Origin of the sequence: Streptosporangium sp. NPDC049078, from assembly GCF_040648855.1 — a bacterium.
In the GTDB taxonomy this organism is placed as follows: Bacteria; Actinomycetota; Actinomycetes; order Streptosporangiales; family Streptosporangiaceae; genus Streptosporangium.
In genome coordinates this window covers 103,628-122,217 of sequence record NZ_JBEZEL010000022.1, presented here as the reverse complement: position 1 = coordinate 122,217, position 18,590 = coordinate 103,628, and the positions used below count along the sequence as shown (strand labels likewise).

Annotated in this window: 15 protein-coding genes; 10 read left to right on the top strand and 5 right to left on the bottom strand. The window is 70.7% G+C overall.

The genetic code is table 11. The features are described from left to right. The first annotated feature begins 190 nt into the window (after positions 1-190). Positions 191-1,525, top strand: coding sequence for an MFS transporter (locus AB0B90_RS32655; protein ID WP_350945777.1), 1,335 nt, complete (start codon positions 191-193; stop codon positions 1,523-1,525). Positions 1,526-1,743: 218 nt separating this feature from the next. On the opposite strand, the gene AB0B90_RS32650 is transcribed toward AB0B90_RS32655, so the two are convergent. Beyond that, complete coding sequence (locus AB0B90_RS32650; protein ID WP_350945775.1) at positions 1,744-2,712, bottom strand: aldo/keto reductase; 969 nt, start codon at positions 2,710-2,712, stop codon at positions 1,744-1,746. 118 nt (positions 2,713-2,830) lie between these two features. On the opposite strand from AB0B90_RS32650, the gene AB0B90_RS32645 reads away from it, so the two are divergent. Then, positions 2,831-4,054 carry a hypothetical protein gene (locus AB0B90_RS32645; protein WP_350945774.1) on the top strand — a complete coding sequence of 408 codons (1,224 nt, stop codon included), beginning with the start codon at positions 2,831-2,833 and terminating at the stop codon, positions 4,052-4,054. Positions 4,055-4,072: 18 nt separating this feature from the next. Here AB0B90_RS32645 and AB0B90_RS32640 read toward each other — a convergent pair whose 3' ends face one another. Next, positions 4,073-4,450, bottom strand: a complete 378-nt coding sequence (locus AB0B90_RS32640; RefSeq protein WP_350945773.1) for an STAS domain-containing protein — start codon at positions 4,448-4,450, stop codon at positions 4,073-4,075. A gap of 426 nt (positions 4,451-4,876) precedes the next feature. Between AB0B90_RS32640 and AB0B90_RS32635 the strand changes: the two genes are divergently transcribed. The 4 genes from AB0B90_RS32635 (at position 4,877) to AB0B90_RS32620 (ending at position 9,383) form a co-directional block, all read left to right on the top strand. After that, positions 4,877-5,902 (top strand): NAD-dependent epimerase/dehydratase family protein, encoded by a 1,026-nt coding sequence (locus AB0B90_RS32635; protein ID WP_350945772.1) that lies wholly within the window; start codon positions 4,877-4,879, stop codon positions 5,900-5,902. A gap of 148 nt (positions 5,903-6,050) precedes the next feature. Continuing rightward, positions 6,051-7,241: an L-2-hydroxyglutarate oxidase gene (gene lhgO / locus AB0B90_RS32630; RefSeq protein WP_362926232.1), complete on the top strand. Its 1,191-nt coding sequence runs from the start codon at positions 6,051-6,053 to the stop codon at positions 7,239-7,241. 34 nt (positions 7,242-7,275) lie between these two features. Further along, a complete protein-coding gene (locus AB0B90_RS32625; protein WP_350945770.1) occupies positions 7,276-7,983 on the top strand; it encodes a response regulator transcription factor in 708 nt (235 codons plus the stop codon). Then, positions 7,983-9,383 carry an ATP-binding protein gene (locus AB0B90_RS32620; RefSeq protein WP_350945769.1) on the top strand — a complete coding sequence of 467 codons (1,401 nt, stop codon included), beginning with the start codon at positions 7,983-7,985 and terminating at the stop codon, positions 9,381-9,383. Before AB0B90_RS32625 ends, AB0B90_RS32620 begins: the two co-directional genes overlap by 1 nt. A gap of 197 nt (positions 9,384-9,580) precedes the next feature. Here AB0B90_RS32620 and AB0B90_RS32615 read toward each other — a convergent pair whose 3' ends face one another. Then, positions 9,581-10,225 (bottom strand): response regulator transcription factor, encoded by a 645-nt coding sequence (locus AB0B90_RS32615; protein WP_350945768.1) that lies wholly within the window; start codon positions 10,223-10,225, stop codon positions 9,581-9,583. Between the two features lie 12 nt (positions 10,226-10,237). Continuing rightward, positions 10,238-11,599 carry a sensor domain-containing protein gene (locus tag AB0B90_RS32610; protein ID WP_350945767.1) on the bottom strand — a complete coding sequence of 454 codons (1,362 nt, stop codon included), beginning with the start codon at positions 11,597-11,599 and terminating at the stop codon, positions 10,238-10,240. Positions 11,600-11,757: 158 nt separating this feature from the next. Here AB0B90_RS32610 and AB0B90_RS32605 point away from each other — a divergent pair, with 158 nt between their 5' ends. Continuing rightward, positions 11,758-13,254 (top strand): alpha/beta fold hydrolase, encoded by a 1,497-nt coding sequence (locus AB0B90_RS32605; protein ID WP_362926231.1) that lies wholly within the window; start codon positions 11,758-11,760, stop codon positions 13,252-13,254. Between the two features lie 101 nt (positions 13,255-13,355). Here the strand turns inward: AB0B90_RS32605 and AB0B90_RS32600 are convergent, their stop codons facing one another. Further along, positions 13,356-15,263 carry an efflux RND transporter periplasmic adaptor subunit gene (locus AB0B90_RS32600; protein WP_362926230.1) on the bottom strand — a complete coding sequence of 636 codons (1,908 nt, stop codon included), beginning with the start codon at positions 15,261-15,263 and terminating at the stop codon, positions 13,356-13,358. A 147-nt stretch (positions 15,264-15,410) separates the two neighbouring features. Between AB0B90_RS32600 and AB0B90_RS32595 the strand changes: the two genes are divergently transcribed. The 3 genes from AB0B90_RS32595 to AB0B90_RS32585 are packed head-to-tail and all read left to right on the top strand — an operon-like array spanning position 15,411 to position 18,558. Beyond that, complete coding sequence (locus AB0B90_RS32595; protein ID WP_350945764.1) at positions 15,411-16,556, top strand: efflux RND transporter periplasmic adaptor subunit; 1,146 nt, start codon at positions 15,411-15,413, stop codon at positions 16,554-16,556. Beyond that, a complete protein-coding gene (locus AB0B90_RS32590) occupies positions 16,553-17,284 on the top strand; it encodes an ABC transporter ATP-binding protein (RefSeq protein WP_350945763.1) in 732 nt (243 codons plus the stop codon). Before AB0B90_RS32595 ends, AB0B90_RS32590 begins: the two co-directional genes overlap by 4 nt. After that, positions 17,281-18,558: an ABC transporter permease gene (locus tag AB0B90_RS32585; RefSeq protein ID WP_362926229.1), complete on the top strand. Its 1,278-nt coding sequence runs from the start codon at positions 17,281-17,283 to the stop codon at positions 18,556-18,558. The genes AB0B90_RS32590 and AB0B90_RS32585 overlap by 4 nt, the downstream gene beginning before the upstream one ends. The last annotated feature ends 32 nt before the right edge of the window (positions 18,559-18,590 follow it).

Here is an 18,590-nt window from a genome sequence, read left to right as displayed (position 1 = left end):
AACGCGGTCGCGGGGGGAGCGGGACGACGCGCCGGGCCGGGAGCCCGGCGCGAGTCCGGCCGGAGAGTCGAGCGGGGGAACCGGCGCGAATCCGGCGGGTGAGCCGGGCGGCGAATCCGGTGCGCATCCGGCGGGCGAGCCGGGTGCGCCGAGCGGGAGCCCACGCAAGAAGATCGGACTGAGGGCGAGGATGAGGCGGCGGCGGGCCGCGCGGGCCGCCGCCGCGAGCGAGTTGCAGGCCACGGAGAGCGGGACGGCCCAGCCCGTGCCCGAGACGCGGGGCGGGATGTTCCGCTCCCTGCGCGTCTACAACTACCGGCTGTTCGCGGCCGGAGGCGTGGTCTCCAACGTCGGCTCGTGGATGCAGCGCACCGCGCAGGACCTGCTCGTGCTCGACCTGACCAACGGCAGCGCCTTCGCGCTGGGCGTGACCGTCATGCTGCAGTTCCTGCCGTTGCTGCTCTTCGGCCTGTGGGGCGGCATGCTCGCCGACCGCTACTCCAAGCGGCTGCTGCTGATCGTCGCCCAGTCGTTCATGGGCCTGCTGGCGCTCACCATGGGCGTGCTCGTCGTGACCGGCTCGGCCCAGGTCTGGCAGGTGTTCGCGATGGCGTTCCTGCTCGGCCTCATCGCCTGCGTCGAGGTGCCGACCCGGCAGTCGTTCGTCGTGGAGATGGTCGGCCGCAAGGACCTGTCCAACGCGATCGCGCTGAACGCGTCGAGCTTCAACCTGGCCCGCGTGGTCGGCCCGGCCGTCGCGGGTGTCCTGATCTACGCGTTCGGCGGCACCGGTCCGATCTTCCTGATCAACGCCCTGTCCTTCGCGGGCGTGCTCGCCGGTCTGCTGCTCATGCGCACCTCCGAGCTGACCACCCCAGAACCGGTGCCGAGGGCGAAGGGGCAGCTCCGCGAGGGCCTGCGGTACGTGATGGCGCGGCCCGAGCTGCTCATGCCGATACTGCTGGTCGCCTTCGTCTCGCTGTTCACGCAGTCGTTCTCGATGTCGATCGCGCTCATGGCCCGCGAGGTCTTCGGGGCGGGCGCGGCCTCGTTCGGGCTCGCCTCCAGCATGTTCGCGGTCGGTGCTCTCGCGGGTGCGCTCATGGCGGCACGGCGGGTACGGCCCAGCCGGAGACTGCTGGTCGGCGGCGCGGTCGCGTTCGGCCTGTTCCAGATCGCGAGCGGCCTGGCCCCCTGGTACCCGCTGTACCTGGTCTCCCTCGTGCCCGCGGGCATCGCGTTGATCTCGGTGAACACCGCGGCCAACGCCAGCGTGCAGCTCGCCACCTCGCCGGAGATGCGCGGACGGGTGATGGGGATCTACGTGCTCGTGTTCACCGGCGGAGCCCCGATCGGCGCGCCGCTGCTCGGCTGGATCTCCGAGCTGGGCGGCCCGCGCGCGGGGGTCATGGTGGGCGGTGCGCTCACCCTGATCGGTTGCGGTGTGGCCATAATGCTGACGAGGGTGATCGGCAGGAGGTCGCGTGCGGCCGTCCGTGGAATCCCCGCCGCCACCGGTGCGTGACGAGCCCGTTCTCGCCGTCGAACGCGAGGGCCGGACCCGCCGCGGGGCCGGGGACCGCCACGAGACGGTCGAGGAACGGCGCCCGGGGCGCGCGCACCCCGTGGGCAGAGCTAGGCTCCAGGGCGTGGATCGTCCCCGTCGCTGGCTGCTGCCCACGGTGCTCGCACTGCTCGTGCTCCTCGTGGTGATCGGCGCCCTGGTGTCCTAGCCTCCCGGCGCTACCAGGCGTAGTGCTCGGGCGCCGTCTTGAAGCCGGGGAAGATCTCGTCCAGGCGGGCGAGGGCCTTCTCGTCCAGCACGATCTCCAGCGCCCTGGTGGTGCCGTCGAGCTGGTCGAGTGTGCGCGGCCCGATGATCGGCGCGGTGACGACCTTCTGGTGGAGCAGCCACGCCAGGCCGACGTTCGCCGGATCCTCGCCCAGCTCGTCGCAGAACTCCTCGTAGCGCTCGATCTTGTCGCGGTGCTTGTCCAGCTGCTTGGTGATCTGCTCCGAGGCCGAACGTCCCTTGTCGATCTTCCGCAGGATGCCGCCGAGCAGGCCGCCCGCGAGCGGGCTCCACGGGATCAGGCCCACCCCGTAGTCCTCGGACGCCGGGATCACCTCAAGCTCGGGCTCACGGACGATCAGGTTGTAGTGGGACTGCTCGGAGACCAGGCCGAGGCTGTTGCGGCGCCGCGCGCTCTCCTGGGCCTTGGTGATGTGCCAGCCCGCGAAGTTGGACGACCCCACGTACAGGATCTTGCCCTGCTGCTTGAGGATGTCCATCGCCTCCCAGAACTCGTCGAACGAGGTGTTCCGGTCGACGTGGTGCGCCTGGTAGAGGTCGATGTAGTCGGTCTGCATCCGCTTCAGCGACGCGTCGGCGGCACGGCGGATGTTGAGCGCGGACAGCTGGCCCTCGTTGGGCCAGTCGCCCATCGAGCCGTAGAGCTTCGTGGCGATCACCGTCTTCTCGCGGCGCCCGCCACCCTTCGCGAACCAGCGGCCGATGATCTGCTCGGTGACGCCCTCGCCCTTCTTCCAGCCGTAGACGTTGGCCGTGTCGAAAAAGTTGATCCCCAGCTCGTGGGCGTGGTCCATGATCGCGAAGGAGTCGTCCTCCGTGGTCAGGGGGCCGAAGTTCATCGTGCCCAGGCAGAGGCGGCTGACCTTCAGGCCGGTACGGCCAAGCTGCGTATAGTCCATGTGTCCACCCTAGGTACCTGGAGTGCACTCCAGGCGAGTGGATTGCGTGAGAAATCGGCGCCGGTCGGACCCGCCACGTCTGTGCCGCCCGTACGCACGGCCGGGGCATGATGGCTGAATGCTGAGTAAGCGGGGGGAAGTCGTGGTTCGCGTGTTCGCGGTGGCCTGCCTGACCGTGGCCACGGTCCTCGCGGGCCAGGGCGCGCGGGCCGGCGACGGTGAGGGCGTTCGGGAGGACGCGGGACACGGCGTACGGGCGGACGCGGGGGACGGCGTACGGGCGGATGCGCGGGAGGACGCGGGTGGGGACGTCGCGCGGGCCGGCGACGAACGGGAGGCGGGGGCGGACGACGGGGCGCGGATCCTCTTCCGTTTCAAGGACAGCCGGATCACCGAGTCGAGCGGGCTGGCGGTCTCGCCGACCGGCAAGGACATCTACTACACCCACAACGACAGCTCCGCGGGCCCGGTGTTCTACGCGGTCGGCCCCGACGGGCGGACCCGCGCGACCTTCACCCTGCGAGGGGCGGAGTCCCGCGACTGGGAGGGCATGGCGGCGTCCACCGACCCGCGGACCGGTCAGGGGGTGCTCTGGTTCGCCGATATCGGCGACAACCTGGAAGGAGCATGGCCTGATATTTCCGTATACAAGGTGGCGGAACCCGCCGTGATGAGGGACGCCGTCGTCCCCGCGGTGCGCTACCGGTTCCGGTACGAGGACGGCGGACGCAACGCCGAGGGAATCATGGTGCACCCCCGTACCGGCCGCCTCTACATCGTGACCAAGCAGTTCGCCGGTGCCGTCTACCAGGCACCGAAGCGATTGCGCACCGACAGGGTCAACATCCTCCGCAAGGTCGGGCCCGCGCCCATCATGGCCACCGACGCCGCCTACGCACCCGACGGATCGAGCTTCGTGATCCGCACCTACTTCTCGGCCACGGTCTACCGCGCCCCGGGAGAGCAGATCGCCCGGGTGACGATGCCGGAGTTGCGACAGGCCGAGTCGATCACCTACACCCGCGACGGCAGATACCTGCTGACCGGCAGCGAGGGCAGCCGCAGCCCGGTCTACCGGGTGCCGCTGCCCGCGGCGGCCCTCGGCACCTCCGAACCCGCCTCCGCCCTACGCCAGGCGGCCCCCACACCGACCTCCGACACCTCCGGCGAGCCGGTGCCCACCCCGGTCGCCGGGGCGAGGACCGGTGAGGACGGTGAGAGCACGAGAACAGCGGGGGACGGCGCGGAGGCCGGGGTGCCGGTCCTGGCCGTGCTCCTCTGGCTGGTCATCGCGACGGGCGCGATCGGCACCATCACCCTGATCGCCCGCAAGACCCGCTGAGGGACCTCGGAGGCTCACTCAGCCGGGGGACTGGGTGTCGCGGCGGGCGGCGCGGTCGAGGGCGGTCGTCACATCGGGATCGACGGGAAACCAGGTGGAGAGGTCGGTCATCCGCAGGAGGCGGCTGAGGACGTCCGAGATTCCGGCGAGACGCAGCCACCCGCCCGCCTCCGAGGCCAGCCGCGCACCGCTCAGGAGCACCCGCAGCCCGGTGGAGTCGCAGAAGGTGATGCCTTCCGCGTCGATGACGATCCGCGGTCGGTGGTCGGCGACCAGTCGTTCGATCGTCTCCCTGAGCAACTCGCTGGAGTTGTGGTCGATGTCACCCACGACCGTGATCACGGCGCAGTCCGCGTGTTCTTGGCGATCGACGTCGATGGAGAGTTCTCTGCTCATCGCCTCGTATCTCCACCCGGTGACGCGGTCGGTTCTGGCCGCCATCCGGCCTGATCAAGGTATACCCCTCCGTGCCACCGGGGTGGGCGACGGTCGGGAGACATGTGCGTAACGGCTGTGGGAACCCGCCGGCCGCCCTTCCCTCCAGGAGTCGGTCCGGGGATCTCGCGCCGACCTCGGAAATCGGTGGGCTCGTGGTCTCGTGCCGCCCCTGGGAGGCGGCACGAGATGTGATCTCACGGCTCGGGAGGTGGTGCGGGTCGTGATCTCGTGGCGAAAATGAATGACCGCATAACGATTTATTGCCCCGACATATTCGCGTATTCCTTGACCGGCCTGGGCTTGTTTCCCGCATTGGCAATGACGGTTAAGAACCAGGCCGGTTATCCCTTCTCCTGCGGTGATGGTTGCCGATAACTTTCAGGCATGCGCGTTTTGGTGACCGGAGCGTCAGGTTTCGTCGGCTCGCATGCGGTCGCCGCGCTCCTCGCCGACGGGCATGAACCGCTTCTTCTCATACGCGATCCCCGGAAAACACGCGAGGTGCTCGCCGCCGTCGGCGTGACGGAGGAGGTCCCTCTGCACACGGCCGATATCCGCGACGCGGCGGCCGTGCGGGACGGGCTCGAACGGTGCGACGCGGTCATTCACGCCGCCGCGGAAATCGGGATCATCGGCCAGGCCGGAGATCTGGGCGGTACGAATGTGACCGGGGCGAAGAACGTCCTTGGACAGGCCGTGGAACTCGGTCTCGACCCGATCGTGCATATTTCCACCATTGGCGTCTTCGTGCCCCCGGCCGGGCCGGTCATCACGACCGAGAGCCCGCTCTCCACGCCGAGGAACGAGTACGGCAGGAGCAAGATCTCCGCCGAACGCTACGCGAGGAGGCTCCAGGACCAGGGGATGCCGATCACGATCGTCTACCCGGCCGGGGTCGTGGGGCCGTACCAGCCCTCACTGGACGCGATGGTGGAGGGCCTGCGCGCCGGGCTGGAACAGGGCTGGCCGATCACCGCGGGCGGCGCCAACATCGTCGACGTACGGGATCTGGCCGTCGTGCTCGCCCGCTGCCTCGAACCGGGGCGGGGGCCGCGCCGGTTCATGCTGGGCGGGCACTACCTCACCTGGGCGCAGCTCGCCGACGTCTGCGACGAGGTGACGGGGAACCGCTGCAGGAGGTTCCGTATCCACCGCTCGGTGCTGCGCGGCGCGGCGGCCGTGGGTGACGTGATGAAGCTGATCAAGGAGATCGACTACCCGCTGACCAGGGACGCCGTCGAGATGATGGTCACGATGGTCCGCACGTACGACACCCCGACCCTGGAGGCGCTCGGCGTGAGCCTGCGGCCGGTCCAGGAGACCGTCGCCGACTCGCTGCGCTGGCTGGCCCAGGAAGGACATCTCACCGTCGACAAGGTCGGGAGGCTGGCGGGTAGTGTCACGCGATGACGCGTCTTTCGTCCCAACGGGCGCGATCACCTCAGATCACCCAGATCGCTCGGGCCACCCGGATCACCTCGGATCACCGCATGATCGCTCCACAGGGGACCCCGGGGGAAATCCGTAGGGACCCGTAAGGAGAGGGGAGGAACCGGCGATGAAGGTCGGGATCGTCGGTGCGGGAATCGTCGGGCTGGCCGTGGCCAGGGAGACGGCGCTGACCCACGGGGCCACCGTGACCGTCCTCGACAAGGAGGACCGCGTCGGGGCCCACCAGACCGGGCACAACAGCGGAGTCGTCCACGCCGGGATCTACTACCGCCCCGGCTCGCTCAAGGCCAGGCTCTGCAGGGAGGGCGTCGCGCTGCTTCGGCAGTACTGCGCCGAGCACCGCATCCCGTACGACGAGGTCGGCAAGCTCGTCGTCGCCTCCACCGGCTCCGAGCGCCCCGAACTGCGGAGCATCGCCGAGCGGGCCCGCGCGAACGGGGTTCCCGGCATCGCCGAGCTCGACGCGCTCGCCCTGCGCGAGATCGAGCCGCACGCCGTCGGCGTGGGCGCCGTGCACTCCCCGCACACCGCGATCGCCGACTTCCCCGCCGTGGCCCGGCGCCTCGCCCTGGACGTGGAGGAGAGCGGCGGCTCGGTGCTGCTCTCCCATCCGGTGCGTGCCGTACGGGAGACCGCGAGCGGGGTGAGCGTCGTGGCGGGGGAGCGGACGCTGGACTTCGACCGGGTGATCGTCTGCGCCGGGCTCGGCACCGACACCGTCGCGCGGATGGCGGGGGTCCCCGGCGACGTGCGGATCGTCCCGTTCCGCGGCGAGTACTACGCGCTGGCCGGGGAGGCGAAAGACCTGGTCCGCGGGCTTATCTATCCGGTTCCCGACCCCCGGTACCCGTTCCTCGGCGTGCACCTGACCCGCAGGATCGACGGCGAGGTGCTGGTCGGCCCCAACGCGGTCATGGCGCTGGCGCTGGAAGGCTACTCCTGGCGAAACGTCGACCTCGCCGACCTGGGCCGGACCCTCGCCTGGCGGGGCACCCGGCGGCTGGCGGCGAGGCACTGGAGGACCGGGGTGCGGGAGGTGGCCGGTTCGATGGGTAAAGGATCGTTCCTGAGGGCCGCGCGCCGTTACGTCCCGGCCCTCACCGCCGCCGACCTGGTGAGGACCTCGGGAGGCGTCCGCGCACAGGCTGTGGACAGGCAGGGCGGCATGCTGGACGACTTCGCGATCGACGTACACGGCCGCGTCGCCCTCGTGCGCAACGCCCCCTCACCGGCGGCCACATCGAGTTTGGCGATAGCCAGGCATATTGTGGGGTTAGCCTCTGTCTTGACCAGTTAACTGCTTTCTCATGTGGGCCGGTGAAAATAGACCAGTGACCGACTCACCCGAGGCACGTCTGCTGATCGTCGAGGACGAGCCCAACATTCTCGAACTCCTGGCCGCGAGCCTGCGGTTCGCCGGGTTCGGCGTCAACACGGCGGGTAACGGCACGGAGGCCGTCGCCGCCGTCCAGCGGCACCGGCCCGACCTCATCGTCCTCGACGTGATGCTCCCCGACATGGACGGCTTCGACGTCGTACGGCGCCTGCGCGGCGGCGGCAGCGACACCCCCATCGTCTTCCTCACCGCGCGTGACGCCACCGAGGACAAGATCCGAGGGCTGACCATGGGCGGGGACGACTACGTGACCAAGCCGTTCAGCCTGGAGGAGGTCGTGGCCCGCATCCGGGCCGTGCTGCGCCGTACCAACTCCGGCGAGCTCAGCCCCAGGCCGCCCCGGCTCACCTTCGCCGACATCGAGCTCGACGAGGAGAGCCACGAGGTGTGGCGCAAGGGCCGGGCGGTGGCGCTGTCGCCGACGGAGTTCAAGCTGCTGCGCTACTTCATGGCGAACGCGGGGCGGGTGCTGTCCAAGGTCCAGATCCTCGACCACGTATGGGACTACGACTTCAGGGGCGACGTCGGGATCGTGGAGTCCTACGTCTCCGTGCTCCGCCGCAAGATCGACAATGTCGACCCGAGGCTGATCCACACCCTGCGCGGTGTCGGATACGTGCTGCGCCTGCCACCGGCCCCGTGATGCTCAACGCGACCCCGCTGCGGGTGAAGCTGATCGGCGTCATCCTGCTCCTGCTCACGGTCGCGCTCGCCCTCATCGGTGTCGGCAGCGTCTCGATCATGCGCGGCTACCTGATCGACCGCGTCGACAGCCAGATCGACATCACCACCGACTCCGCGCTGCGCCGCATGAACAACCGGGGCATCATCGCGCTGGGGGGCAAGTTGATGCCCTCCGACGCCAGGCTGGAGCTCCGCGACGGGAACAACAGGACCCTCGTCCTGCTCAGCGGCATCGACGTGGAGGGCAAGCCGGGGCCGGACATCTCCCACGGCAGGGTCGGCGAGCTGTTCGAGAACGGTGACTGGCGGGTCCGGGTGACCTCGCTGGACACCGGTGAGAGCCTCATCGTGGCCGTGGACATGAGCGAGGTGCGGCAGATCGTCGGCCAGCTCGCGCTGGTGGAGCTCCTCGGCGGAGGCGGCCTGGTGCTGATGCTCGCCGGAGCCGGTGTAGTGATCATCCGCAGGAGCCTGCGCCCGCTGGAGGAGATCGAGCGCACCGCCGAGGCGATCGCCGCCGGAGACCTGGGCCGCCGCGTTCCCGACGCCGACCCGCGCACCGAGGTGGGCCGCCTCGGCCGGTCGCTGAACGGCATGCTCGCCCAGATCGAGGCGGCCTTCCGTGCCCGTTCCGAGTCGGAGTCCTCGGCCCGCAGCTCGGAGGAGCGCATGCGCCGGTTCGTCGCGGACGCCTCGCACGAACTCCGCACGCCGCTCACCTCCATCAGGGGCTTCGCCGAGTTCTACCGGCAGGCGCCCGGCATCGACGCCGCGCCGCTGATGCGCAGGGTCGAGTCCGAGGCGGTCAGGATGGGCCTGCTCGTCGACGACCTGCTCATGCTGGCCAGGCTCGACCAGCAGCGCCCGATGGTCATGCGCCCGGTCGACCTGCTCGCCATCGCCGCCGACGCCGTCCACGACGCCCGTATCCTCGCTCCGGAGCGCGATGTCACGCTCTCGGTGGACGGCTCCGCGCTCATCGTCTCCGGCGACGAGGTACGGCTCCGCCAGGTCGTGGGCAACCTCATGACCAACGCGCTCACCCACACCCCCGAGGGCACCCCCGTACGGGTGCTCCTCTCCAGCGACGGCTCCGGCGACGGCGACATGGCCGTCATCGAGGTCGCGGACGAGGGGCCGGGCCTCACCACCGAGCAGCGCGAGCGCGTCTTCGAACGGTTCTACCGCGCCGACTCCGCCCGGGGGCGGCGCGCTCCCGAGGACGGCGGAAGCGGTCTCGGCCTCGCCATCGTGGCCGCGATGGTCGAGGCCCACGGCGGCCGCGTCGCCGTGGAGTCCGACCCGGGCAAGGGGGCGACGTTCCGGGTGGTCCTCCCCCTCGCCTCGGAATCCGACTGATCTCCCTCCGGTACGACGCCGTCGGCTTCTGGCCCGGTTGTACGGAGGGCCACCTGCCGGGTTCCGGTTCGCGAGTGCCCCCTGTCGGGGGTGGGGTGATCGGTGTCCTGCCGGGTTCCGGTTCGCGGATGTCCCCCTGTTCGGGGTGGGGGCGGCCGGTGTCCTGCCGGGGCCGGGCCGCGGACGGTGTCTCGGGGTCAGGCCTGTAGGTAGCGCAGTACGGCGAGAACCCGGCGGTGGTCGTTCTCCGACGGAGACAGGCCGAGTTTGGTGAAGATCTGCGTCACGTTCTTCTCCACCGAGCCGTAGGAGAGGAACAGCGCGTTGGCGATGGCGTTGTTGGAGCGCCCCTCCGCCATCATGGCCAGCACCTCGCGCTCCCTGGGCGTGAGCGTGCCCAGGGTCTCGATGCGTCTGCTCGCGCCCATGATCTGGGTGACGACCTCGGGGTCGAGGACGGTCTCCCCGGCCGCGATCCGGTCGAGCGCGGTCAGGAAGTCCCTGACGTCGGCCACCCGCTCCTTCAGCAGGTATCCCACCCCGTGGGCGCCGTCGGCGAGCAACTGGGCGGCGTAACGCGTCTCGACGTACTGGGAGAACACCAGCACGCCCACACCCGGATGATCACGGCGGATCTCGATCGCGGCCCGCAGGCCCTCGTCCGTGTGCGAGGGCGGCATGCGCACGTCGACCACGGCGATGTCGGGGTGGTGTTCCGCCACCGCCGCCCTGAGCGCGTCGCCGTCGCCCACCGCGGCCACCACCTGCCGGCCGCGCGAGGTGAGCAGCATGTGGAGGCCGTCCCTGAGCATCACGGCGTCTTCGGCGATCACGATGCGCATGCGCTTCTCCGTTCAGATGTGCAGGGGAAGTTCGACGGTGATCACCGTAGGTCCTCCCGCTGGACTGCGGACGTCGATCGTGCCGTCCACCATCCCGGTCCGCGCGGCCAGGCCGCGCAACCCGGTTCCGGTGTTCGTCGCCGCGCCGCCGACGCCGTCGTCCCGCACGATCAGCGTCAGCAGGCCGTCACCCGCCCGTACGTCGACCGAGGCGTGTCCGGCGCCGCTGTGCTTGGCCACGTTGGCGAGGAGTTCCGCCGTGCAGAAGTAGGAGATGGCCTCGATGGCCGGAGCGGGCCGCTCCGGCAGATCGGTTTCGAGCCTGACGGGGACCGGGCTCCGTGCGGCGAGCGTGGCCAGCGCCGTCTCCAGCCCTTTGTCGAGCGCGGGCGGGTGGAGGCCGCGGATCAGGTCACGAAGTTCGGCCACCGCCTCCTTGGCACCGCGGTGCGCGCTGTCGACGAGGGCGCGGGCGCGCTCCAGCCGTTCGGGACGATGGGCGTGCTCAAGATCTTCCTGGACCATGCCCAGGTTCAGGGCGAGCGTCACCAACTGCGCGGCCGTCCCGTCGTGCAGGTCGCGCTCGACCTGACGAAGTCTCGCGGCCGCGTCGTCCACGGCCATCGCGCGAGCCTGCTCCAGCCTGCGGATTCGCGCGGCGCCGGGATCCGGCCCGAGCAGCGTCCTGGCGAGCGTCCGCTCGGGGGCCAGCGCGTGGTGGACGCCCCAGGGGGCGAGAAGCAGCAGCGCCAGCCCGGCCGCGCTCATCAGCACCGCTCCCGGCCAACCGCTGGGAGACAGGTGCGCGAAGGCGGGGGATCGCCACCACAGGGGACAGCAGAGCAGAAGCAGGCCACCTCCCCACAATCCGGCGGTGACGGCGAAGGCGACGACGGCCGCCGGCAGCCGGACCAGCCCGTGGATGACGGCACGCCATCCCGTCACGTCACCGAGCGCCGCTCCGAGCCGGTTCAACAGGCCGGGCCCGGTACGGAACGGGGCAGGGGCGGTCACCCGCACTCCGGCCAGCACCCGGGCCAGCCCTCGATTGGCCGTGCCGAGCCCTCTGGCCGCGAACACGCTCAGGGCCAGCATCGGTATTCCGACGAGGTTGACCGTCATGGCGACGCTGAGCAGTACGAGAACGAGATGGACGAGGCCGATTCCCGCCATCAACGGCATCATCAGCGCGTAAACGAGCTCGCGCCATGTCCGTCCCCGCACCGGAGCGGTGATCAGCGCGTGAACGAGCTCGCGCCACGTCCGCGCCGTGGTCATCGGCGCGTGAACGAGCTCGCGCCAGGTCCGCCCTCGCGCCGGAGCATTCATCGGCGCACGCCGCAGGCCGGAACCTCCCCCTACTTGCTTGCCCACGCCCTTCCCCCTGACGGACAGCCTGCCGGTGGTCCGCCATACAGCTTGAGGGACGTTCGCCGGCGAGGACAGCAGAAAAGTTCGTGGGGGATATCCCGGGCCAACGTGGAGGATGTCCCGGTGGTGGTGTGTCATCCGCTTTCGTCAGGGTGATCAGCATGATGACGACGAAGAAACGGAGTCTGCGCGGCAGGACCACATGGCTGGTCGCCGGTATGACCGTGGCGGCGCTGGCAGGAATGATCCCGGCGGCGTCCGCCGCCCAAGGCGGGCAGGTCCAGGGCAGGCAGGCCGAAGACGGGAAGCCGGTGTGGCGGGACTGCGCGGGGCAGGACATGCCGGCGGGCATGCGGTGCGCCGCGATCGAGGTGCCGGTGGACTGGGCCAGGCCGAACGGATCGAAGATCACGTTGGACCTGGCCCGGCTGCCGGCCACCGAGCCCGCGCGCAGGATCGGCAGCGTGCTCGGTATCCCCGGCGGCCCCGGGACCAGGGGGATCGAGGACCTGCAGCGGGCCGCGGCCGATCTCACCGAGTTGGGACGCAGGTTCGACCTCGTCGCCTACAACCCCCGCAACGCCGTGTGGCGCGACCGGTTGCCGCAGTCATGCATGCAGCCGGCGGCGTCCCTGTCCGACCCCCGCGACGAGAAGGCGTACAAGGCGCTGACCGTGGCGATGACCAAGGCGTTCACCGCGTGCCAGAAAGCGGATAAAAGCGGACTGTTCTCCCGGATGGACTCCCTGTCGGTGGCCAGGGACATGGAGGCGGTCCGCAAGAGCCTGGGCGAGGAACGACTGAGCTTCATGGCCAACTCCTACGGAGGAGTGCCCGCCGCCGCCTACGCCCGGCTGTTCCCGCAGCGCATCCGAGCGATGTACCTCGACGGAGTGATCAATCAGGTCGACGGCTGGCCCGACCAGTTGATGCGACTCCTGCCCCTCCAAGAGCAGGCGTTCACCAGGTTCACCACCTGGTGCGCGGACACCCCCGCCTGCGCGCTGCACGGAGAGGACGCCGGGGCGGTCTGGCGCGAGCTCACCCGGGACGCCGATCGCCGGCCGATCCCGGTCACGTCCGAGTTCGGCAAGGAGCTGACCGGATGGCATTTGAGAAGCTTCGGGTTCATCGGAGACCCGGGAGAAGGACACTCTCGCTGGCTGGCCTTCGCCGAAGCGGTCGACAAGGCCCGGGGCGGCGACGGGTCCGGTTTCGCCGATTCCGCCCTCGGCAACACGCGGGTGTGGGCCATGCCCGGGATGCTCGCGATGACCTGCGCGGACGACCGTGGTTACAGCAGCTATGCCCAGCTCCAGGAGTTCCGCCGACAGACGCGGAAGATCTCGCCGAACTTCGGCGGGGGAGCCTCGTTCGACGCCCTGGGGTGCGCCGGCTGGCCGCTCCGGATCGCCAACCCGCCCCGCCCGCTGCCGACTCGCGGACTGCCGCCGTTCCTGGGGGTCGGCAGCACGTGGGGCGACCACGTGTGGACGGAGAGCTTCACCAGGATGATCCCGGGATCGGTCACCGTCGCCTACGAGGGACCCGGCCATGCCCTGTACCTGATGGGCAAGAAGTGCCCGATCCGACACGCCACCACGTACCTGACCGATCTGAGGCTTCCCAAGCCGGGCACGACCTGCCCCGCCGAATGACCTCCTTGTCGACGCCTGACGGCTCTGATCAGTCCTGAGATCCGGCCGGTGGCCGAGGAGTGCCCGGAGCCTTGCCGATGCGTGACGGCTCCGGTCAGCCCCTACCGGGGGACGTCGGCCTCCGGCCAGCCGCTGTCGGGGAACTCCCCCTCGGCCGCGCCGGGCAGTATCACCTGGTCGTTCTCGGACAGCCCGGAGGTGATCTCGACGTAGCGGTCGCTGCGGACCCCCGTCTCCACGACCCGCTCGGCGCCGCCCCGCACAGTGACCCTGGAGACTCCGTCTCTGGTCCGTACGGCCTGTGCGGGGACGTAGAGCGTCTCCGCGGACTCGGCGACGGTCACGGTGACCGAGGCGGTCTGGCCCACGAGGAGGTTCGGCGGAGGGGCGTCGAACGCGATCGTGACGCCGTACCGCACCAGCCGGTCGCTCGTGGTCGGGGTGGGGGCGATGCCTGTCACGGTGCCCGTGTACTTCTCGCCCTGTCGCGTGGCGAGGGTGATCGCCGCCTGCTGTCCCGGCTTCAGGCTGCCGATGTCCGACTCGGTGAACAGCGCCTCCACCTGGAGTTCGTCCAGGTTCCCGAGGGTGAGGAAGGTGCCGGTGCCCACGCGGTCACCGACCGCTCCGGCGACGGACATGACGGTGCCGTCGACGGGGGCGACGATCCGCACGCCCGCGAGTTCCTTCGTGGCGTCGGTCAGCTCCGCCCGCGCCTCCTTCACACGAGCCTCTGCCTGCTCCACGGTGAGCGCCCCCCGCCCGGTTCCGCCGCTCTGCTGAGGACCCTGCCGGGTGTCCTGTCCGGTGTTCCTGTTCGGGGACGTGCCCCGGTCGGTTCCCGTTCCCGTGCTCGCGCTCGGCCTCGGGGTGGGGCACGCGGTGGCGGTGGGCCTGGCGGTCGGTACGGCCGTACCGGTGGGGCGGGTGGGGCTCGCCGTCGGCCCGGGGTGCTCGCCGGGACCGGCTGAGGGGCCGGTGGGGATCGTGGGCGGTCCGTTCCCTTCGGGCCTCGCGGTCACGGTGACCGTGGCGGTGGCCGTCACGGTCACCGTCGGGGCGGCCGTCACGGTGACGGTGACCGTCGGGGCGGGCCAGGGAGAGCCGTCATCCGGACGCGCGGTCGCCGTCGCCGTCGGTGCCGAGGTGGGCGCGGGCGTCGCGGCCGAGGATCGCGCCGGTACGGACATGGAGTCCTGTACGGGAACGGGGGTGGGAGTGGGTGCCGTCGTGAGGCGGTACCCGGCGGGGACGATCCCGCCCGCGGGAGCGATCTGTACGGTCCGCGCCGATTCGGTCGGCGCGGGTGCCGGGGGTGCCGGGGGTGGCGAGAGCGTGCGTACGGGCTCCGGGGCCTCGGCGGGGGCGGAAGGGGTGGCGGTGGCGCCCGCTCCAGGGGGGCGCGTCGCCGTGGGTTCGCAGCCGGTCCGCGTGGCGGGCCCCGACCGGTCGGAACCGGTTCGATCCCCCGAGCGGTCGGTTCCCGTCTGACCGCCCGAGCGGTCGGCCCCTGCCTGATCGCTCGTCTGATCACCCGGCTGCTCGGCCCCTGCCCGGCCTCCGGTCCGCTCCCCGTCCTGCCCTCCGCTCTGCTGCCCGGTCCCGGTCCCGGTCGTGCCCGTGCTCTCCGGCGTGCTTTCCGCCGTGTCCAGTGCCTCCTCGGCCGCCGCGAGCCGCGCCTTCGCGGCGGCGTGTCGCTCGCGCGCGGGTTCGGGACCGATCCTGGCGAGTACGTCCCCTTTGCCGACCCTGTCCCCGGCCTTGACGTAGACCTTCGTGACCGTCCCCGATCCGCCGAACGCCAGCTCGCGGGTGCCGTCGTCCACGGTGTTGCCCGCGGCCGACACCGCGGCGGTCACCGTCCCGCGCCTGGCGGACACCGGCTCTGTCCGGGGGGCCTCGTCGGAGCCGCCGTCCAGTGCGACGAGCGCTCCCGCACCCACGAGGACGAGGGCGGCCAGGGCGAGTCCTCCCGCGCGCAGGCGCTTCGGGAGATGGGTCGGTCTCATGGCCGACATCCTGGACCGTCTGATTCACAGCATGCTCACAGGTCCCTGAAGGTTTGCTGTGCATCACCGGCGGTACGACGAAGTCCGCAGGAAACCTTCAGCCTTCGCCGGGCTGGGTCCAAGCCTGGTGCGCCAGGGTCAGGCGCTGTGAAGCTGTCGACCAAGCGCGGAGCGCTGATCGTGAACGGGACCCTGGGGGTCCTGTTGCTGGGCGGAGTGGTGATCGCCTACTCCTCTCTCGGCGGTGAGACCTCGTCCGCGGACGTCGCGGTGCGGACCGTTCCGGTGACCCGGGCCACGGTCTCCGCCTCCGTATCCGCGTCGGGGACCGTGTCCAGTGCCCGTGCGCGATCGCTGTCCTTCGGGACGAACGGCACCGTCGAGAAGATCTACGTCAAGGCCGGGGACAAGGTCACCGCCGGACAGATCCTCGCCAGGCTGGACGACGAGTCGGCGCAGGAGAGCCTGGACGCGGCCGCCGCCGCCCTCGACACCGCGGACGACGACACCTCGACCGCCGAAACCTACGCCCAGTACGTCACGGCGAGGAACACCTACCGGGCCGCGAAGCGCGCGGTGGACGGCACCGTCATCAAGGCGCCGTTCGCCGGTACGGTCACCGCCGTCAACGGCACGGTCGGCGGATCCTCGGGCGGCGCCTCCAGGGCCGGGACCACCGGGACGACCGCGACCACCGCGGCCGGTTCCGGGGCCTCCGCGAACGCGGACGGGGCGGCGAACGCCTCGGGCGGGTTCATCGACCTCGCCGACACCCGCAGACTCGAACTCGTCGGCACCTTCACCGAGACCGACGTCACCAGGCTGAAGGTCGGCCAGGCGGCCTCCATCGGGTTCGACGCGCTCAGCGGCGTCACCGCCTCGGGGAAGGTCACCCAGATCCAGCCGACCGCGACCATCGGCAACAACGTGGTCAGATACCCGGTGACGATCTCCTTCACCGAGGTGCCGAAGGAGGTGAGGCTCGGCCAGACGGCCACGGTCGAGATCGTCGTCGAGCGCGCGGAGGACGTGCTCGCCGTCTCCTCCACGGTGATCTCCACGACGGGCGGGCGAAGCACGGTGACCGTACTGCGGGACGGCCGGCAGGTGCCCGTCCAGGTGGAGACCGGGATCAAGGGCGACACGCTCACCGAGATCAGATCGGGGCTCGCGGAAGGCGAGCAGGTGGTCCGCCCGACGGCCACGGAGACCCGGCAGGGCGGCGGTTTCCCCGGCTTCGGTGGCGGTGGCGGCGGTGGCGTTCGTAACGGTGGGGGAGGTATCGGCCGATGACCGTTCCCGTCCTGTCCCTCACGGACATCACCAAGGTGTACGGCAGGGGAGACGCCGAGGTCCGGGCGTTGCGCGGGGTGTCGCTCGGCGTCGACCGGGGCGACTACGTGGCGATCATGGGCGCCTCGGGCTCCGGCAAGTCGACGCTCATGAACATCCTGGGCTGCCTGGACGTGCCCACCTCCGGTGACTACCGCATCGACGGCACCGACGTCGGCTCGCTGGACGAGCGCAGGCTCGCGGTACTCCGCAACCGGAAGATCGGATTCGTCTTCCAGTCGTTCAACCTCATCCCCCGGATGAGCGCGCTCGCCAACGTCGAGCTGCCCATGGCGTACGGCGGGGTCGGCGCCGCCGACCGGCGGGCCCGCGCCCTGGCGGCCCTGGAGCAGGTGGGCCTGTCCGACAGGGTCGGCCACGAGCCGAACGAGCTCTCCGGCGGCCAGCAGCAGCGGGTGGCCGTGGCGAGGGCGCTGGTCACCGCGCCCGCCCTCCTGCTCGCCGACGAACCGACGGGCAACCTCGACACCGCCTCCACCGGGGACGTACTGGGCATCTTCGACCGCCTGAGCGTGGCGGGCAGGACGATCGTGATCATCACCCACGAGGACGACGTGGCCGCCCACGCCAAGCGGGTCATCCGCCTGGTGGACGGTCGCGTCGTCGAGGACCGCCGTCAGGCCCCCGTCGACGGCCCTCCGCCCCGCGTGCCGGAGGTCACCGCGTGAGCCGGCTCGAAATCCTGAGGTTCGCGCTCCGGGGACTGGCCGCCAACAAACTGCGCAGCTTCCTCACCACCCTCGGCATCCTCATCGGGGTGGCGGCCGTGATCCTGCTGGTCGCCTTCGGGGAGGGGGCCTCGCAGAGCATCCAGCAGTCCATCCAGCGGCTCGGCGCCAACACCCTCACCGTCTCGGCGTCCTTCGCCGGTGGCGGTGGCGGCGGCGGTGCCTTCGGGGGAGGAGGAGGCGGTGGGAACCGGGTGGCCGGGGGCCAGAACGACGGACCGCGTACCCAGGCCAGGCCGCTCACCCTGGAGGACGCGAGGGCGCTCACCGACCGCGAGCGGGCTCCCTCGGTGCGGAGCGTGTCGCCCGTGGTGACCGCGAACGCGGCCACCGCCGTCCACGAGGGCGCGAGTCACACGATCGCGCAGCTCGTGGGCACCTACCCCAGTTACTTCGAGGCCACGAACAGGCCGGTGGAAAGCGGCACCTACTTCGTCAACGACGACGTGCTCGCCGCGAGGAAGATCATGGTCATCGGGCGGACCGTGGCCGAGGAGTTGTTCGGCGCCGCCGACCCGGTCGGCAGGCAGGTCGGCGTCTCCGGGGTGCCGTTCACGGTGGTCGGGGTGCTCAAGGAGTCGGGCTCGTCGGGCATGCAGGACGCCGACGACGTGGCCGTCGTGCCGCTGCCCGCCATGCAGCAGAGCCTGACCGGCTTCGGCGCGCTCGGCTCGATCATCGTGCAGGCGACCGGTGCCGACACGACCGACTCCGCGCAGGCCGAGGTGACCGCCGTACTCGACCAGCGGCACGGCATCACCCCGGCGGGCGTCGCGGACTACCGGATCCTCAACCAGGCCACCCTGCAGGAGACGATCGGTTCGACCATCGGGATCTTCACCGCCCTGCTCGGCGCGGTCGCCGCCATCTCCCTGCTGGTGGGCGGCATCGGCATCACCAACATCATGCTCGTCACCGTGACGGAACGGACGAGGGAGATCGGCATCAGGAAGGCCATCGGCGCGCCCAGGAGTGCCATTCTCGGCCAGTTCCTGGTGGAGGCGACGGTGTTGAGCCTGGTGGGCGGTCTGTCGGGCGTCGCGGTCGCGTTCGTCGGCACCCGTTTCACGATCGCGGGGATCTCACCGGTGCTCGTACCGTCCTCGATCGCGCTCGCCCTCGGCGTCTCCGTGGGCATCGGACTGTTCTTCGGCGGCTACCCGGCGAACCGGGCCGCCAAGCTCCGGCCCATCGAGGCCCTGCGTCACGAATGACCCGCACGGCTCACGCGACTTAGGAAGGAGAG

What these genes read in the sequence shown, in the direction of transcription:
- AB0B90_RS32655 (WP_350945777.1), top strand. Translation starts at nt 191, where the DNA reads ATGAGGCGGCGGCGGGCCGCGCGGGCCGCCGCCGCGAGCGAGTTGCAG.
- AB0B90_RS32650 (WP_350945775.1), bottom strand. Translation starts at nt 2,712, where the DNA reads ATGGACTATACGCAGCTTGGCCGTACCGGCCTGAAGGTCAGCCGCCTC.
- AB0B90_RS32645 (WP_350945774.1), top strand. Translation starts at nt 2,831, where the DNA reads ATGCTGAGTAAGCGGGGGGAAGTCGTGGTTCGCGTGTTCGCGGTGGCC.
- AB0B90_RS32640 (WP_350945773.1), bottom strand. Translation starts at nt 4,450, where the DNA reads ATGAGCAGAGAACTCTCCATCGACGTCGATCGCCAAGAACACGCGGAC.
- AB0B90_RS32635 (WP_350945772.1), top strand. Translation starts at nt 4,877, where the DNA reads ATGCGCGTTTTGGTGACCGGAGCGTCAGGTTTCGTCGGCTCGCATGCG.
- lhgO (WP_362926232.1), top strand. Translation starts at nt 6,051, where the DNA reads ATGAAGGTCGGGATCGTCGGTGCGGGAATCGTCGGGCTGGCCGTGGCC.
- AB0B90_RS32620 (WP_350945769.1), top strand. Translation starts at nt 7,983, where the DNA reads ATGCTCAACGCGACCCCGCTGCGGGTGAAGCTGATCGGCGTCATCCTG.
- AB0B90_RS32615 (WP_350945768.1), bottom strand. Translation starts at nt 10,225, where the DNA reads ATGCGCATCGTGATCGCCGAAGACGCCGTGATGCTCAGGGACGGCCTC.
- AB0B90_RS32605 (WP_362926231.1), top strand. Translation starts at nt 11,758, where the DNA reads ATGATGACGACGAAGAAACGGAGTCTGCGCGGCAGGACCACATGGCTG.
- AB0B90_RS32600 (WP_362926230.1), bottom strand. Translation starts at nt 15,263, where the DNA reads ATGAGACCGACCCATCTCCCGAAGCGCCTGCGCGCGGGAGGACTCGCC.
- AB0B90_RS32590 (WP_350945763.1), top strand. Translation starts at nt 16,553, where the DNA reads ATGACCGTTCCCGTCCTGTCCCTCACGGACATCACCAAGGTGTACGGC.